Genomic DNA, 16,686 nt, shown 5'->3' with positions numbered 1-16,686 from the left:
CGGCGACGCCAACGGGAAACGCCACCGGTCACGGCGGTCCGGCCTTGTAGCCGACACCCCTCACCGTCAAAACCACTTCGGGATTCTCGGGATCGGTTTCGACCTTGGCGCGCAGACGCTGGACGTGGACGTTGACCAGGCGGGTGTCAGCGGCGTGACGGTAACCCCACACCTGTTCGAGGAGCACCTCACGGGTAAACACCTGTCGGGGTTTGCGCGCAAGAGCGACGAGGAGATCGAATTCGAGGGGTGTGAGCGAAATCTGCTCGCCGCCGCGGCTGACCTTGTGCGCCGGCACGTCGATCACGATGTCGGCAATACTCAGCAGCTCCGCCGGTTCTTCCTCGGTCCGACGCAGGCGAGCGCGAACCCGAGCGACGAGTTCCTTGGGCTTGAACGGCTTCATGATGTAGTCGTCCGCGCCGGACTCGAGGCCGAGGACAACGTCCACGGTGTCGGTCTTCGCGGTCAACATCACGATGGGAACGCCGGAATCCGCACGCAGGACCCGACATACGTCGATGCCGTTCATGCCGGGCAGCATCAGATCGAGCAAGACAAGGTCGGGCCGAGTCTCGCGCACCGCAGCAAGTGCAAGAGTTCCGTCGCCTACCACGTAGGGATCAAAACCCTCACCCCGCAGCACGATCGTGAGCATCTCGGCGAGTGCCGTGTCGTCGTCGACAACCAGAATCCTTGGTTTCATATCCCTATCGTTGCATCTTCGAGTCGTAATTAAGACCGTTACGTGACTGTGCGGCGTGCCGCGTGTTCCCTCTACTGTGCCGGAAACTTCCGAATCGGGTGGCTATCGTGACGCATCACCCGAAATCGACCAGTTTGCGGGCAAGGTCCGACGGGTCCGTATCGGGACCAATGACCCACCACGGTGATACCCACTCGGCTGCCGCGAGCTGTGAGTACAGCTCGCCAGTTCGGACCTGGAGGTCTCCGTCGCGCTCGTAGGCGTCACGCTCGCGCGTCGAATCTTCCACCTCACGACTGCGCGCACGCTCGTTTGCCAGTGCGATCGGCACGTCGAGGTACATCTGCAAATCAGGCGCCGGGAGGCCGAGGCGACCCAGTTCCAGATCACCAACCCACGCCACCATCTCGCCGTCGACGCCCTGATGCATCCGCGCCGCGTTGTACGCCGCATTGGACGCGACGTACCGATCGAGCAGAACAATGTCGTTGGTACTCAACAACTCTGCGACCTTCTCTGCCGCTCCCGCGCGGTCGAGCGCAAACAGCACCGCCATCGCGTTCACGGACTGCGCCAGGTCTCCGTGCGCTCCCTTGAGGGCTTCGGCAGCAAGATCGGCATGGATCGATTGTCCGTAGCGGGGGAAATCGAGCGTGGCGACAGTGGTCCCCGAGCGCCGAAGCTCGTCCACCACTTTGCCGATCAACGTCCGTTTGCCGGCTCCGTCGAGCCCTTCCAACGCCACGAGTATTCCCACGGCTGACAAGCCTATCCCGCAGCCTGACAAGCCTATCCCCCGGTCCGTCGAGTCAGACCGGGGGACGGCGTTGTTACTTCAGGCCGGCACTGTTACTTCAGGCCGGCACTGTTACTTCAGACCGGCACTGCTACATCAGTAGCGGTAGTGCTCGGGCTTGTACGGGCCCTCGACGTCGACGCCGATGTACTCTGCCTGCTCCTTGGTGAGCTTGGTCAGCGTGCCACCGAGGGCCTCGACGTGAATCTTGGCGACCTTCTCGTCGAGATGCTTCGGGAGACGGTAAACCTCGTTGTCGTACTCCTCCGGCTTGGTCCACAGTTCGATCTGCGCGATGACCTGGTTGGAGAAGCTGTTGCTCATCACGAACGACGGGTGGCCCGTCGCGTTGCCGAGGTTGAGCAGACGACCTTCGGACAGCACGATGATCGAATGACCGTCGGCGAAGGTGAACTCGTCGACCTGCGGCTTGATGTTGATCCGCGTGACATCACCGGACTTCTCGAGTCCGGCCATGTCGATCTCGTTGTCGAAGTGACCGATGTTGCCCAGGATGGCCTGGTGCTTCATGGCCTTCATGTGCTCGAACGTGATGATGTCCTTGTTGCCGGTGGACGTGATCACGATGTCGGCCCAGCCGATGGCCTGCTCGACGGTCTTGACCTCGAAGCCGTCCATCAATGCCTGGAGTGCGTTGATCGGGTCGACCTCGGTGACTGCGACGCGAGCGCCCTGGCCACGAAGCGCCTCGGCGCAGCCCTTGCCGACGTCGCCGTAACCGCAGACGAGTGCAGCCTTGCCGCCGATCAGGACGTCGGTGCCGCGGTTGATGCCGTCGAGCAGCGAGTGGCGTGTGCCGTACTTGTTGTCGAACTTGCTCTTGGTGACCGAGTCGTTGACGTTGATCGCGGGGAACGTGAGTTCACCGGCAGCGGCGACCTGGTACAGGCGCAGAACGCCCGTTGTGGTCTCTTCGGTGACGCCCTGGACGGACTCGGCGATTGCCGACCACTTGCCCTTGTCGGCCTCGAGGGACTGACGCAGCAGAGCCAGGAAGACCTTGTACTCGTCGGAATCCTGATCGTCGTCCGTCGGCGGAACAACGCCGGCCTTCTCGAACTGCGCGCCCTTGAGCACGAGCATGGTGGCGTCGCCACCATCGTCGAGAATCATGTTGGCAGGCTCACCCGGCCACGTCAGCATCTGCTCGGCTGCCCACCAGTACTCCTCGAGGGTTTCGCCCTTCCACGCGAACACCGGAACGCCCTTGGGCTCTTCCGGGGTGCCGTGGGGACCGACGACGATAGCGGCGGCTGCATGATCCTGGGTGGAGAAGATGTTGCACGAAGCCCAACGAACCTCGGCGCCGAGCGCGGTCAGCGTCTCGATCAGAACTGCAGTCTGAATGGTCATGTGGAGCGAACCGGAAACGCGAGCGCCCTTGAGCGGCAAGACCTCTGCGTATTCACGGCGCAGCGCCATGAGGCCCGGCATCTCGTGCTCGGCCAGTCGGATTTCCTTGCGACCGAATTCGGCGAGCGAAAGATCTGCAACTTTGAAGTCGACACCGTTACGGTTGTCGGCCACGGGCGTTGTTGAAACTGAGGTCGTCATCGTCCCTCTCCTGGTTGACGTGCATACTCCACTCCAGGCTATCCGCTCGACCCACGCAGTAGGACATCACCGTGATTGCGGCGACCCTCACACCGTGCCGCGCGCGCCTCGGGCAACATCGATGAACGGTCCGAGCAAGGCACCCAGATCCTCCGCCACCGACGCCCCGGACTCGGGCGGCATCGATATATAACTCAGGCCAAGCCTCGCAATTGCCCTGGCCAGGATGCCCGCATCAGCGGCCGACGCCTGAATCCACCCACGCTGAAAACTCTCCGACAACCGAGTTGATGCCCGATCGATGATCACGGCGCTGTCCGTCGTGATCAAACGCAACAAATCGGGCTTCGCCTCCCCCGTCAGGAGCGAACGCACCAACGGGTCCATCGCACTGGAGGCAAAGAACTCCCCGAACCCGGACATCAGGGCGTCGACGCTCCGACCCTCGTTTGCTGCAACGGCGTCGTCCACAGCGTCGACAAACCCGTCCGCGAGCCGCAGCGCGTACGCCTGCGCCAGGCCCTGCCGCGAACCGAACTCGTTGTAGAGCGTCTGCCGGCTGACACCCGCATGCTTGGCCAGAACGGTCAGACTCACCTCGGACCAGTCCCGCTCGGTCAGCAACTCCCGCATCGAATCGAGCACCGCACCGCGCAGCAGCAGACGGGACGCCTCTTTCTGAGGCAAGCGGGTGGGCGTCGACATCATGATGACGACTTTACCGCCGCACCCGCCGACCCACTCAGGCCCGTTCGATCTCCACCATGAAGAAATCACTCTTCGCCGCGCCGCAGTCCGGGCAGCTCCAGTCGTCCGGAATGTCATCCCAGCGAGTGCCTGGTTCGATGCCGTCGTCTGGCCAGCCTTGCGCCTCGTCGTACTCGAATCCGCACTGCGCGCACTGATACAGCTTGTAGTCGTTCATGATTTCACTCCCCTGCCTTTGCCGAAACAGTTTCGAAGTCCACCTTTTCCCGGACACCACAGTCTGGGCAGCACCAGTCGTCATGGACTGCGTCCCACGGCGTTCCTGCCGGAAACCCTTCTCGCGGTGCGCCGTTCACTTCGTCGTAGACGTAGTCACACACGGGGCATTTGTAGGCACTCATGCGCTCGCTCCGTACCGCGCGAGGATCTTCTCCCGCTTGCCCGGCTGGATATTGACCCGGGTGATATCGCCGCCATAGTGAGCAACGACCTTGGGATCCATCACTTTTCGCCACAGCGGCGGCACGTAGGCAAGCATGATCATGCTGGCGTAACCACTCGGAAGATTGGGTGCGCCGTCCATGCTCCGGAGCGTTTGATAGCGACGGGTGGGGTTGGCGTGATGATCACTGTGTCGCTGCAGGTGGTACAGGAAAATGTTGGTGCAGATGTGGTCACTGTTCCAGCTGTGCTCCGGCGCGGCGCGTTCGTACCGGCCGCTGGCCAACTTCGTTCGCTTCAGTCCGTAGTGCTCGAGGTAGTTGACCGTCTCGAGCAGACAGAATCCGAAGACGGCCTGCAATGCCAGGAACGGCAGAATCGACAGCCCGAACACGGCGGCGAGTACAGCGAACAGCACTACCGACATCAACCACGAATGCAGGACGTCGTTGCGAATTGTCCACGGCTTCTTACCCAATCGATCCAGCCGCGTCTTTTCGAGTTCCCACGACGATCGCAGGGATCCCCACACACTGCGCGGCAGGAAAGCCCAGAAGCTCTCACCGAATCGCGACGACGCGGGATCTTCCGGAGTTGCCACCCGGACGTGATGACCACGGTTGTGCTCGATATAGAAGTGACCGTAGAAGGACTGCGCCAGAGTAATCTTCGACAACCACCGCTCGAGATCGTCCTTCTTGTGGCCGAGTTCGTGTGCCGTGTTGATTCCGATGCCCGCAACACACCCGACGGTGATCGCCACACCGATCTTCGATACCAATCCGAGCCCGCCGTCGATACCGAGCCACGAGAGGTCGGTAGCCGACCACAAGTAGCAGGCCATGACGAGGCTGACCAGCTGGAACGGAATGTAGACGTACGTGCAGTAGCGGTAGTACTTGTCGTTCTCGAGCCTCTCCATGACCTCGTCTGGCGGGTTCTCACCGTCCGGCCCGAAGAAGATATCGAGGATCGGCGACACCAGGTACACGAGCAGCGGCCCTATCCACCACCAGATCGGGGACACGACGCCCAGGCCAATGTTGTTGAACAGGGCCACCATTCCCACCGCGATGAAAATCGCGACCGGAGGAACCAAGCCGAGCAGCCAGAGATGCCGCTTCTTGTCTCGCCACTCCCCCGATATCTGATCGGATTCTGCGCTCACGTGTGTCGACACTGCGTGCCCTCCTCCATCCGGAACGACCCACGGCTGTGAGTCACTTCACTATGAGGTAGACAATACTGCCAACATTGTAAAAAAACTATACAAATCCTTAAATTTGTACACTCAGTCGATTTCGCCGCGCTCGCGCTTTCCGATCAACGAATGCCGACGGCTGTAGGCAAAGTAAATGACCACGCCGAGCGCCATCCAGACGACGAACCTGATCCATGTCTCCACCGACAGATTGAACATGAGCCACACGCAGGCCAACACCGCCAGAATCGGCACCCAAGGCACGAGAGGAACCCGGAATCCGCGGGGTAGATCCGGACGCGTGCGGCGCAACACCACCACTCCGATCGAGACGAGAACAAAAGCGAACAACGTTCCGATGTTCACCATTTCCTCGAGCGTGCCGATCGGGAAGAATCCGGCCAATACGGCAACCACCACCCCGACGAGCACGGTGATCCGAACCGGAGTTCCGTGCTTACCCGTCGGCGCCAACCGCCGCGGCATCAAACCGTCGCGCGCCATCGCAAAAAGCACACGAGTCTGCCCCAGCATCAACACCATCACCACGGTTGTGAGCCCGGCGAGGGCACCGAACGAGATCACATTCTTTGCCCACGTGATGTCGTGGAACGCGAATGCCGTTGCCAGATTGGACGTGTCACCCTCGAGCACTGTGTAATTCACCATTCCCGTGAGCACCAGCGTCACCGCCACGTACAGCACGGTGACGATGAGGAGTGAGCCGAGAATTCCCCGAGGCAGCGCCTTCTGCGGTTCCTTCGTTTCCTCCGCGGTGGTGGCAACGACGTCGAATCCGATGAACGCAAAGAACACCAGGCTCGCCGCTGCAAGGAGTCCGTACCATCCGAACGTGCTACCGCCTGCGCCCGTGACGTAGGAGAACAACGACTGATGTATGCCCTCCCCGGTGCTGCCGGGCTGCGAGGGCGGAATGTACGGCGTGTAGTTGTCGGTGTCGATGTAGAACATGCCGACGATGATCACGAGCAGCACCACGGCGACCTTGATCGACGTGATCACCAGCGACACTCGCGACGACAGTTTGGTTCCGGTCACCAGCAACACCGTGATGACCGCGATGATCAGCACCGCGCCCCAGTCGAACGAGACCGGACCCCACTCGACGATCGGACTTCGTGAACCCATCACCTCACCGAGGTACAGGGACCATCCCTTTGCGACGACGGACGACGCCAACGCAAATTCGAGGATGAGGTCCCAGCCGATGATCCAGGCGACAAACTCGCCGAACGTCGCGTACGAGAAGGTGTATGCGCTACCGGCGACGGGAACCGTCGACGCGAATTCGGCGTAACAGAGTGCCGCCAGGCCACAGGCAACAGCGGCGATGACAAACGCCAGCGACACCGACGGCCCGGCGACATTGCCTGCCGTCCGAGCCGTGAGTGTGAAGATTCCTGCACCGATGACCACCGCAACACCGAATACGGTGAGATCCCAGGAGTTCAGATCTTTTCGGAGTTTGGTCTCGGGTTCGTCGGTGTCCTTGATGGACTGCTCTATCGACTTGGTTCGGAACAATTTGGAACGACCGGATCCGGCCTCGTCCTTGATCGCCACTGCCGCCTCCTTAGAGATGGCATCAGCCTAAGCCTGTGCGAGAGGCTTTGTTCAGGGTTTGCGAGTGACCAGTTTGTCCAGATCCGGTTCGATGTAGATCACGCGTGCCGCCGGAACAGCAGCACGCACGCGCGCTTCGGCCTCGTCGATTGCGGTCGCCACATCCGAGATGGTCGAACCGAGCGGAACGGCAACCTTCGCCGCAACAAGAATCTCCTCGGGACCGAGGTACTGGGTCTTGCAGTGGATGACTCGTTCGATGCGGGTTCCGTCGACCAACGCGGCCAGGATGAGATCGGTTTCGACGCTGGTCGCGCCTTCCCCGATCAACAGGGATTGCATTTCGACGATCAGGACAATCGCGATGATGCCGAGGAGTACGCCGATGCACAGGGTGCCGATGCCGTCGAAAACCGGATTGCCGGTCACCATCGTCAGGCCGACGCCGCCCAGTGCCAGCACCAGTCCGATCAGTGCGCCGGTGTCCTCGAGGAGGACAACCGGCAGTTCAGGACTGCGCGACGTACGGATGAACGACCACCACGACGCGTTTCCCTTCAGCGGACGAGATTCCTTCATCGCGGTGTAAAAACTGAACCCTTCCAGGCACATGGCGATGACCAGGATGACAACGGCTACAAACGCCGAGTTGAGTTCCTCCGGATGCTGGATCTTGTGAATGCCCTCGTAGATCGCGAACAGTGAACCCAAAGTGAAGAGCACCAGCGCAACCACGAACGAGTAGAAGTACCGATTGCGCCCGTATCCGAACGGGTGCAGTTGGTCGGCTTCCTTCTCGGCCTTCTTCTGCCCGAGCAGCAGCAGTCCCTGATTGGACGTGTCGGCAACGGAGTGCACCGACTCGGCCAGCATCGACGACGACCCGGTGATCAGGAATCCCGCGAATTTGGCTACGGCAATTCCGGCATTAGCCCCCAATGCGGCCAGGATTGCTTTCTTTCCACCTTCTGCCGACACGGTTATCGGCCAACCGTGGCGCTGAAAACCTGTGCCTTTGTGCTTCGGGGAGAGATTGTCGCGATGGGTTCGTCAGCGGAAATCCAGGCTGCGCGGCCACGATCGAGTTCCAGTTCGCCAGTCCCACAGCGCACCGTGACCGAACCCTCGGTGCAGATCAGGATGCGCGGATCCCCAGCCGGAACGACGCTGTCCGTCAGGTCTGCACCCAATTCGATACGCGTGAGCCGAAATTCCGGAGCGGGCGTCGGATAGACGATGTCCGCGCTGCCCGCGTGCGGCGACGGGTCGAGAATCGTGATGTCGGATCCGTTGAAGTCGAGGACCCGAAGCAACTCGGGCACATCGACGTATTTGGGGGTAAGCCCGCCGCGTAGAACATTGTCGGAGTTCGCCATGATCTCGACAGCCAGTCCGTGCAGATAGGCATGCAGGTTTCCGGCGGCCAGGAAGATTCCCTGACCTGGTTCGAGGGTGACCCGGTTCAACAGCAACGCAGCCAGCACGCCGGCGTCACCTGGATACGATTCGCCGAGTTCGAGCGCGGTGCGGATCTCCGCGGCAAATTCGGCGTCTCGCGACGACGCGTAACCGATGCATCCCGCGAGGACGGCCGGCAACAATGTTCCGAGCGCGGTGGACGGCAAGGTTATCCACGTTGTGAACAACGCCCGCAGGCCGTCCGAATCCGGTTGTCCTTCAAGGAGACCGATGTACGGCTCCAGTTCGGGCACCGCCAGTGCGCGCAGCATCTTGACAGTCCTCGTCGGTTCGCGGAATCCCGCGAGCGCTTCGAACGTGCTCAGGGCGACGACCAGTTCCGGCTTGTGGCTGCCGTCCTTGTAATTGCGGACGGGTGCGTCCATCGGAACACCGAGGGCGTTTTCCCGGCGGAAGCCCTCTTCTGCCTGGCGGGCGCTCGGATGCGCTTGTAATGACAGCGGTTCCTCTGCTGCCAACAGCTTGAGCAGGAACGGCAAGCGTTCACCGAAGGCCTCGATGTTCTGCTCACCCAGTTGCCGTGCCGGGTCCCGGCCGAGCACGTCGAGTAACGACTCACTGCCATCGTCGGTGACGACGCGCGCAGGATCCCCCGGATGCGCGCCCAGCCACAATTCCGCCTCAGGATGTGCGGACGGCACGGGAAGCCCACGAAGTTCGGCAATAGCCGTACGTGACCCCCAGGCGTAGGACCGCAGAGCGCCCTCGAGTTCGTGCACTAGCGCGGCCCACCCGTCAACTGCACGTATGCGGACGCCATGTCCACTCTCGATGCCAAGACAAACACCTGTTCCACTTCCGATACCCCCGTATTGGCGCTGTCCTCGTCCGCTGCGATCACCAGATCCGCATCGGCCAGCGCATCCATGCGTCGCACAACCTCGCCGCGTCCCGCTTCCATGGCAAAAACGAATGCCCGAACCGGGTCGATCGGCAACGGGCCGTCGAGCTCCGGATCATGGAAGAACGGATCGTGAAAAACCGAATCGCGGGCCCCTGACGGCGGAGCGAAGAGGGCCCGTGCCGCTGCGATCACATCCGACAGTTCACCGGAGGCCGCGGAGCATCCCGATGCCAGAAGCGACGCGCTTGCATAGTCGGCAAGCGCAGTGGCGACCGCCCCGCTGCCGCACACGACCAGTCGGCGATCGCGCATTCTGGTAGCCAAGGATTTGGCGGGATTGTGAAACACCTCGTTGGACAACCCGTCGCTGATGGCTTCGGCGTCGACGGCGTCCGCGATCCGATCGAGGGAAGACGGTCCGGCTTCACCCTTGTCGCGGTTCTCGATCGCGGCAACCACGGCAACGAAGACCGCGAGAAAGCGAATCATCGTGTGGCGCGGAGCAGTGAACACACGCGGCGGCAGGGTCATCGTGCGCCCGGCAGCCGCTGCCCTCATCGGTCCCTCTTCGGGAACCGCGACAACAACTTCTGCGCCGCGGCGCACCGCCCCGTCGACGGACTCCACCAGGCGCGGATCCCCCGCGTCGTCTCCCGCAACCACCACGACGTCGAGGGGGCCGACCCACGACGGCGTCCGGTCGAGCAGCACCAGCGGGCACGGCACAGCATTGCCGAGCAGGGCAACCGCGATCCGGGCGGCGTGTCTGGCACCGGCCGATCCCGCGATCAGCACGATGCTTCGTGGGCGCAGCCCGGCCAACCGATCGAGCGAGCCTTCCGCGACCGCCGAAGCCGTCGAACGAATCTGTGCGCCCCCCATGGCTACCGAACGCAGTAACCCCTCGGAATCGGCAGCTGACAATGCGTCACTGTCGTCGAGGTCGAGGAGCGGTGTCGGCGCTGTCATCTCACCGCACCCCCTTCTCCGTAACAACTTCTCTCGCAACCAACATCGACCGCAGCACCGCGTGCGCGGATAGTCCCCCAACTATCCCAGGCGGCCGACGCGCCGACAAACCAATCGGGCAGAAAAATGAACTCAGCCTCGAACGATCGCCAGAATCTCGCCGACCAACGCGTCGACGTCGGCCTGCGTCGGAGCTTCGACGTTGAGTCGGAGCAACGGTTCGGTGTTGGATGCCCGCAGGTTGAACCACGCATTACCGGACAAGTTGACCGTGACACCGTCGAGGCGGTCGACGGATTCTGTGCGGTCCGCGAAGGCGGCGAGGACCGCAGCCGTTCGATCGGCCGCATCGGCAACGGTCGAGTTGATCTCGCCGGAAGCGCTGTACCGGGTGTACTCGGCCATCAGTTCAGACAGCGGCCGGTCCTGCTCACCGAGTGCGGCCAGCACGTGCAGAGCAGCCAGCATGCCGGAATCGGCACCCCAGAAATCGCGGAAGTAGTAGTGAGCGGAATGCTCGCCGCCGAAGACTGCGCCCGTTTCGGCCATCTGCTGCTTGATGAACGAATGGCCGACACGGGTGCGGATCGGAACGCCACCCAATTCGGTGACCAGTTCCGGCACGGCATGCGAGGTGATGAGGTTGTAGATGATCGACGCGCCGGGCTCTTTTGCCAACTCGCGCTGGGCAACCAGTGCCGTCACGGCGGACGGGGACACCGGGTCACCCTTTTCGTCGACCACGAAGCAACGGTCCGCGTCACCGTCGAAGGCAAGACCGACATCTGCGCCCGTCTCACGGACGTACGCCTGCAGATCGACCAGGTTGGCCGGATCGAGCGGGTTCGCTTCGTGATTGGGGAACGAGCCGTCCAATTCGAAGTACAGCGGCAACACGTCGAGCGGCATCGGGCCGAAGACGGCGGGCGCTGTGTGTCCGCCCATCCCGTTACCCGCGTCGACGGCAACCTTCATCGGACGCATCTCGGACAGGTCGACCAGCCCACGCAAGTAGCTTGCGTACTCGTCGAGCACATCGCGGCTGCTGACCGCGCCGGCCGGACCGTCGAACTCGGGAACTCCGGAGACGACCTCACCGGAGATGACAGCAAGACCGGTGTCCTGACCGACTGGCTTCGCACCCGCCCGGCACAACTTGATGCCGTTGTACTTCGCGGGGTTGTGGCTTGCCGTGAACATCGCACCGGGGCAGTTCAACAACCCGGAAGCAAAATAGAGCTCGTCGGTGGACGCCAGTCCGATGTGTACTACGTCGAGTCCCTGCGCGACGACACCCTCGGCGAACGCGGCCGACAGCGCGGGTGAGGACTCACGCATGTCGTGCCCGATCACCACGGTCGATGCAGCGCCCTCCTCGTCCCGAACCAAGCGGGCAAACGACGCGCCGACATCGCGGACAAAATCTTCGTCGATCTGCTCACCCACCACGCCACGGACGTCGTACGCCTTGATGATTGCAGCAACCGACTCGGCTGTTCGCCCCACTGAATTCATTCTCCTTGTGTGCGCATCCCGTCGGATCTTTCGACCGGGACACTGGAAGTTCGCAAGACGCTGGAAGTTCTGAGCAAGCCTAATGCTTCACGCGTGACTACGGGATGTCAGGCAAAAGCGGCCGGAAGTTCAGGCCGACGGATCCGGCAGAACACGCAGGTGACCGCGACGACCGGTGCGAACCGCGGGAGGCGCGACGGAACGGGCGTCGTCGCCTGCGGACACGCCGGTGTCCTCACGTCCCTTGGCGCGGTCGCCGAAACCTGCCTCACGGACAGCTTCGGCAAGAGCGGTCAAATCGTCTTCGTCCGGAGTGCTGGTCGAGAATCCACCCTCGTACCGGACCATTTCCCAGCCCTTCGGGACCGTGATACGCGACGCATGGTTGTCACACAGATCCCACGAGTGCGGTTCAGCGACGGTCGCGAGAGGACCGACTACCGCAGTGGAGTCCGAGTAGACATACGTCAACGTCGCGACGGCGGGGTTCTTGCACCCGGGGCGGCAGCAGCGACGCAGAGATCTCACAGGTACGGAGCCTAGCCCTCCCCGCGGCGGGAACCTACTCGGACACACCGACGGAGCGTCACTGTCGTAATCTCGACGCCATGTCACGCTCCCCCCGCAGACGGTCGATCACCACCCGTTCGATCGAACGGCACGGCCGCGGCCTGCGCGGACCTTTGTTGCCGCCGGAAGTTCCGGCACGGCGAACACGAGCGGAGAAATTCGATCTCCTCGTGATGGAGGCGTTTGCTCCGGTGGACCTGGCATGGCACGACCGGCTGAAGAAACTCGACATCGCCGTCGACGAGGTTCCGAAGATTTTTGCCCGTGATCCGGATTCGGTGAACTGGCCACCGGAAGTAGTCGCAGACGGACCTGTCCCACTCTCACGTTTGATCCCCGCCGGCATCGATCGCCACGGCAAGACGACACGTGCGCGAATTGTGTTGTTCCGTCGACCGCTGGAGCAGCGTGCCAAGAATCCGGACGAACTCACGGATCTGGTTCACGACGTGCTGGTGCATCAAGTCAGTACGTTCCTCGGCGTCGATCCATCAGTGATCGATCCGACGTTCCCTGAAGAAGACTAGGCACCTGAAAAAGACTAGGCACCCGAAGAGGACTAAGTACTCTGCAGGCTAGGGCCGAAAGCCCATGTCCCTTAGGCAAATATCTCTGAAAGTCTGTGCACGACCTGCAATTCCCCGTTGCAGGTCAAGACTTTTCGCAGACCGTCCCGTCAGCCCCGACGCTGACCGAACCGATTCAGCAGCAGATCAGATGATCCCCCGCTTGAGACGTCGACGCTCGCGCTCCGACAACCCTCCCCAGATTCCGAACCGTTCGTCGTTGGCGAGTGCATAATCGAGGCACTCGTCACGAACCTCACAGCCGAGGCAAATTCGCTTGGCTTCCCGAGTAGATCCACCCTTTTCAGGGAAGAACGCCTCAGGATCGGTCTGCGCACAGAGTGCGCGTTCCTGCCATTGATCCTCGATGGTGTCGAACAGTTCCTCGAAGCCGGTCACCAGACTCAGCACAGGCCGAGCAGTCACCGCCTCGATTTCACTGCAGGCACCTTCTGCTGCGCCTGCTTGGGAATCGGTCTGCGGTTCGTAGCTCACTGTCATTGCCAGAGCACTGATCTCGACATTTTCATTGGGCATCGTTCCGCCTCCTCACCTGTAATAGCGCAGAATTTCACTCCGTATTTCAACCCATTTCAACCCCACCCCGTTGACCACTCGAAACTACGTTCGAATGTGGTCCCGCTGCAGGCAAACTCGCCGACATCGGTGGAATGACACATTTGAGATTACACACGTCCAGCGTGTCGCGGTCAAGCTAATGAACAGGAATCCATTAGTATTCCGGCCCGAGTTTTGCATCTGACACACCGCCCAGCGGACACGGCAAGCCGAGCACCGCCTAGTCTTTGTCAAGTGAACGTGACTGTATTGGTTGGCGGCGTCGGCGGAGCTCGTTTCCTCCAAGGAGTGCAACACGCACTCGGCATCTCCGGTGGTGAAACGCTCGAGAAATATCAAGGCCCACACCGGATCACAGCCGTGGTCAACGTCGGCGACGACGTCTGGATGCACGGGCTGCGTATCTGCCCCGACCTCGATACCTGCATGTACACCCTCGGCGGCGGCATCGACACCGAGCGCGGATGGGGCCACAAGGGCGAGAGTTGGAACGCAAAAGAAGAGCTCGCCGCGTACGGCGCCAAGCCGGACTGGTTCGGGCTCGGCGACCGCGATATCGCCACCCATCTGATCCGCAGCCAGATGCTCAGAACGGGCTATCCGCTCTCCGCAGTTACCGAAGCGTTGTGCAATCGTTGGAATCCCGGCGTTGACCTCATCCCCGTCAGTGACGACCGCAGCGAAACGCACGTCGTGATCACCGACCCGGAGGACGGCGAGCAGAAAGCGATCCATTTCCAGGAGTGGTGGGTACGTCACCGCGCACACGTCCCGACCCACAGCTTTGCTCACGTCGGTGCCGAACAGGCGAAGCCGGCCCCGGGAGTGCTCGAGGCGATCGAGAACGCGGACGTCGTCCTGATCGCTCCGTCCAACCCGGTTGTCAGTGTCGGCGCGATTCTGGCGGTGCCAGGCATTCGTGGCGCACTGCGCACCACCGCAGCCAAAGTGATCGGACTCTCCCCCGTGATCGGCGGAAAACCGTTGCGCGGAATGGCCGACGAGTGCCTCGACGTCATCGGCGTCGAGACGACATCCGAAGCAATCGGTCGCCATTACGGCGCCCGGTCGATCAACGGCATCCTCGACGGCTGGCTGATCGACGAAGGTGACACCGCCGACGTCGACGGTGTGGATGTGCGCGCCGTCCCACTGATCATGTCCTCGCCCGCGGCCACCGCCGAGATGGTGGCCACCGCATTCGATATCGCCGGAGTGTCGCTGTGACAACAAACACGACCGATCAGGCTCCCGGCGATCACTCGCCCGGCGCAGCCATCGAAGTGATTCCCGTTCACGGTCTTCCGGAGTTCCGTCCGGGGGACGATTTGGCTGCTGCCCTCATCGAGGCAACACCGTGGATCCGCGACGGCGACGTCCTTGTCGTGACGAGCAAAGTGTTCTCGAAGGTCGAAGGCCGCATCGTCTCGTCCCCGACCGACCCCGACGAGCGCGATGCCGCGCGGCGTGTACTCGTCGATCAGGAAGCCGTACGCGTCGTAGCGCGTAAGGGCCGAACCCTCATCACGGAGAACAAGCTCGGAATCGTTCAGGCCGCATCCGGCATCGACGGCTCCAACGTCGACGGCGGCGAGTTGGCTTTGCTTCCCGTCGATCCCGACGCGAGTGCCGCCGCGCTGCGCGCTCGGTTCCTCGATGCCGCCGGTAAGTCCGTCGCCGTCGTGGTGACGGACACCATGGGCCGCGCGTGGCGCAACGGGCAGACCGACGCCGCGATCGGCGCCGCCGGAATCCCGGTGTTGCACGGTTACCTCGGAGCGCAGGACAGCCAGGGTAACGATCTGATCGTGACCGAGATCGCCGTTGCCGACGAAATCGCGGCTGCCGGCGATCTGGTCAAGGGCAAGCTCGGCGGAGTACCGGTTGCCGTCGTACGCGGCTTGCGATTCCAGGACAACGGTTCCACAGCGCAGGATCTCATCCGTCGCGGTGCCGACGATCTGTTCTGGCTCGGCACGGCCGAAGCCACGGCGATGGGCCGCGGCCAGTCGTTGCTTCTGCGCCGTTCGATTCGCGCGTTCAGCGAGGAACCTGTTGACGCCGACGCGATTCGGTTGTCCATCGCCGAGGCGTTGACCGCGCCGGCGCCGCACCACACCCGACCCGTTCGCTTTGTCTGGTTGCGCACCAACACTATTCGCAAGCAACTGCTGGAAGCACTACGCGAGAAGTGGCGCACCGATCTGCGCGCCGACGGACGCACCGAGGAATCCGCGCAGGCCCGCGTCGCGCGTGGCAACATCCTGTTCGACGCCCCTGAAGTTGTCATCCCGTTCTGCGTCCCCGACGGCGCGCACAGCTACCCGGACGAGCGCCGCAGCGCTGCGGAGTCCACGATGTTCACCGTGGCGGCGGGAGCGGCGGTGCAGGGCTTGCTGGTTGCGCTCGCGACCCGTGAGATCGGGAGCTGCTGGATCGGTTCGACGATCTTTGCCGCCGACACGGTGCGCGAACATCTGGGCGTGCCCGCCGATTGGCAACCGCTCGGCGCCATCGCTGTCGGTCACCCCCTCGAACCGCTCACTCCCCGTACGGCTCCCGCAGCCGGCGACGCATTGGTGGAGATGTAGGTGAGCGCAGAGACTCTGCACAGGTCCGCCAAAGATGTTCTGGAACAATGGTCTACGCCGTCAGCGCACGACGAGTCCCTCCGTCACACCATGTTGGCTTTTCTCGACTCCGCACCAGACGGATGCCTTCGCCGTCATGCGCCGGGGCACATCACCGCGTCGTCGCTGGTGATCGACGAAAGCCTGAATCACGTCCTGCTCACACTGCATCCGCGTGTCGGGAAGTGGATTCAGCTCGGCGGGCACTGCGAACCGACTGATGACACTGTGATCGATTCCGCCTTGCGCGAAGCTCGCGAGGAATCGGGAATTCACGATCTGCGCATCGACCCCGCACTTCTTTCCGCACACACGCACCCCATCACGTGTTCACTCGGCGTCCCGACCCGGCACCTCGACCTGAGGTTTCTTGTTGTGGCACCGGACAACTCACCGATCGTGCGCAGCGAGGAGTCGACCGACCTGCAGTGGTGGCCCGTCGATTCCCTCCCAGCCAATGCCGAACACGAGAGCGTCGACCACATGGTCTCACTGGCGAGACTGCGCCTTCAGGCCTGAACCT

At 62.4% G+C, this 16,686-nt stretch carries 18 protein-coding genes; 4 read left to right on the top strand and 14 right to left on the bottom strand.

The annotated features are described in order from the left end of the window. Positions 1-28: 28 nt before the first annotated feature. From mtrA to RG2_RS05840, 13 genes are all read right to left on the bottom strand, one after another. On the bottom strand, positions 29-706 hold the full coding sequence (gene mtrA / locus RG2_RS05900; RefSeq protein ID WP_033231194.1) for an MtrAB system response regulator MtrA: 678 nt from the start codon (positions 704-706) through the stop codon (positions 29-31). 115 nt (positions 707-821) lie between these two features. Next, a complete protein-coding gene (locus tag RG2_RS05895) occupies positions 822-1,463 on the bottom strand; it encodes a dTMP kinase (protein WP_033231195.1) in 642 nt (213 codons plus the stop codon). A gap of 135 nt (positions 1,464-1,598) precedes the next feature. Beyond that, positions 1,599-3,077: an adenosylhomocysteinase gene (ahcY, locus tag RG2_RS05890; protein WP_033231196.1), complete on the bottom strand. Its 1,479-nt coding sequence runs from the start codon at positions 3,075-3,077 to the stop codon at positions 1,599-1,601. An 87-nt stretch (positions 3,078-3,164) separates the two neighbouring features. Next, on the bottom strand, positions 3,165-3,785 hold the full coding sequence (locus RG2_RS05885; protein WP_033231197.1) for a TetR/AcrR family transcriptional regulator: 621 nt from the start codon (positions 3,783-3,785) through the stop codon (positions 3,165-3,167). A gap of 34 nt (positions 3,786-3,819) precedes the next feature. After that, positions 3,820-4,002 (bottom strand): rubredoxin, encoded by a 183-nt coding sequence (locus RG2_RS05880; protein ID WP_033231503.1) that lies wholly within the window; start codon positions 4,000-4,002, stop codon positions 3,820-3,822. 4 nt (positions 4,003-4,006) lie between these two features. Further along, positions 4,007-4,186, bottom strand: a complete 180-nt coding sequence (locus RG2_RS05875; RefSeq protein WP_072782327.1) for a rubredoxin — start codon at positions 4,184-4,186, stop codon at positions 4,007-4,009. Continuing rightward, positions 4,183-5,406 (bottom strand): alkane 1-monooxygenase, encoded by a 1,224-nt coding sequence (locus RG2_RS05870; protein WP_033231198.1) that lies wholly within the window; start codon positions 5,404-5,406, stop codon positions 4,183-4,185. The genes RG2_RS05875 and RG2_RS05870 overlap by 4 nt, the downstream gene beginning before the upstream one ends. Before the next feature lie 111 nt (positions 5,407-5,517). Next, the gene (locus RG2_RS05865; RefSeq protein WP_033231199.1) at positions 5,518-7,011 is read right to left on the bottom strand and encodes an amino acid permease; all 1,494 of its coding nucleotides are present in this window, start codon (positions 7,009-7,011) and stop codon (positions 5,518-5,520) included. 51 nt (positions 7,012-7,062) lie between these two features. Next, positions 7,063-7,989 carry a cation diffusion facilitator family transporter gene (locus tag RG2_RS05860; protein WP_033231200.1) on the bottom strand — a complete coding sequence of 309 codons (927 nt, stop codon included), beginning with the start codon at positions 7,987-7,989 and terminating at the stop codon, positions 7,063-7,065. 2 nt (positions 7,990-7,991) lie between these two features. Beyond that, entirely contained in the window at positions 7,992-9,209 is a 1,218-nt protein-coding gene (gene manA, locus RG2_RS05855) for a mannose-6-phosphate isomerase, class I (protein WP_033231201.1), read from the bottom strand. Continuing rightward, positions 9,209-10,303, bottom strand: coding sequence for a hypothetical protein (locus RG2_RS05850; RefSeq protein WP_033231202.1), 1,095 nt, complete (start codon positions 10,301-10,303; stop codon positions 9,209-9,211). The genes manA and RG2_RS05850 overlap by 1 nt, the downstream gene beginning before the upstream one ends. Before the next feature lie 132 nt (positions 10,304-10,435). Further along, positions 10,436-11,809, bottom strand: coding sequence for a phosphomannomutase/phosphoglucomutase (locus tag RG2_RS05845; protein WP_033231203.1), 1,374 nt, complete (start codon positions 11,807-11,809; stop codon positions 10,436-10,438). Between the two features lie 138 nt (positions 11,810-11,947). Next, on the bottom strand, positions 11,948-12,346 hold the full coding sequence (locus tag RG2_RS05840; protein ID WP_033231204.1) for a DUF3499 domain-containing protein: 399 nt from the start codon (positions 12,344-12,346) through the stop codon (positions 11,948-11,950). Between the two features lie 80 nt (positions 12,347-12,426). Between RG2_RS05840 and RG2_RS05835 the strand changes: the two genes are divergently transcribed. Beyond that, the gene (locus RG2_RS05835) at positions 12,427-12,915 is read left to right on the top strand and encodes a metallopeptidase family protein (protein ID WP_033231205.1); all 489 of its coding nucleotides are present in this window, start codon (positions 12,427-12,429) and stop codon (positions 12,913-12,915) included. Positions 12,916-13,101: 186 nt separating this feature from the next. Here RG2_RS05835 and RG2_RS05830 read toward each other — a convergent pair whose 3' ends face one another. Continuing rightward, positions 13,102-13,365: a WhiB family transcriptional regulator gene (locus RG2_RS05830; protein ID WP_165826358.1), complete on the bottom strand. Its 264-nt coding sequence runs from the start codon at positions 13,363-13,365 to the stop codon at positions 13,102-13,104. Positions 13,366-13,767: 402 nt separating this feature from the next. Between RG2_RS05830 and cofD the strand changes: the two genes are divergently transcribed. The 3 genes from cofD to RG2_RS05815 are packed head-to-tail and all read left to right on the top strand — an operon-like array spanning position 13,768 to position 16,682. Continuing rightward, positions 13,768-14,760: a 2-phospho-L-lactate transferase gene (gene cofD, locus RG2_RS05825; RefSeq protein ID WP_033231206.1), complete on the top strand. Its 993-nt coding sequence runs from the start codon at positions 13,768-13,770 to the stop codon at positions 14,758-14,760. After that, positions 14,757-16,124 carry a coenzyme F420-0:L-glutamate ligase gene (locus RG2_RS05820; RefSeq protein WP_033231207.1) on the top strand — a complete coding sequence of 456 codons (1,368 nt, stop codon included), beginning with the start codon at positions 14,757-14,759 and terminating at the stop codon, positions 16,122-16,124. Before cofD ends, RG2_RS05820 begins: the two co-directional genes overlap by 4 nt. Continuing rightward, on the top strand, positions 16,125-16,682 hold the full coding sequence (locus RG2_RS05815) for an NUDIX hydrolase (RefSeq protein ID WP_033231208.1): 558 nt from the start codon (positions 16,125-16,127) through the stop codon (positions 16,680-16,682). Positions 16,683-16,686 lie beyond the last annotated feature (4 nt).

The sequence above is a fragment of the Rhodococcus globerulus NBRC 14531 genome (assembly GCF_001894805.1).
In the GTDB taxonomy this organism is placed as follows: domain Bacteria; phylum Actinomycetota; class Actinomycetes; order Mycobacteriales; family Mycobacteriaceae; genus Rhodococcus_F; species Rhodococcus_F globerula.
The sequence above is the reverse complement of the archived record's forward strand: the minus strand, read 5'-3'. Positions and strand labels throughout refer to the sequence as shown.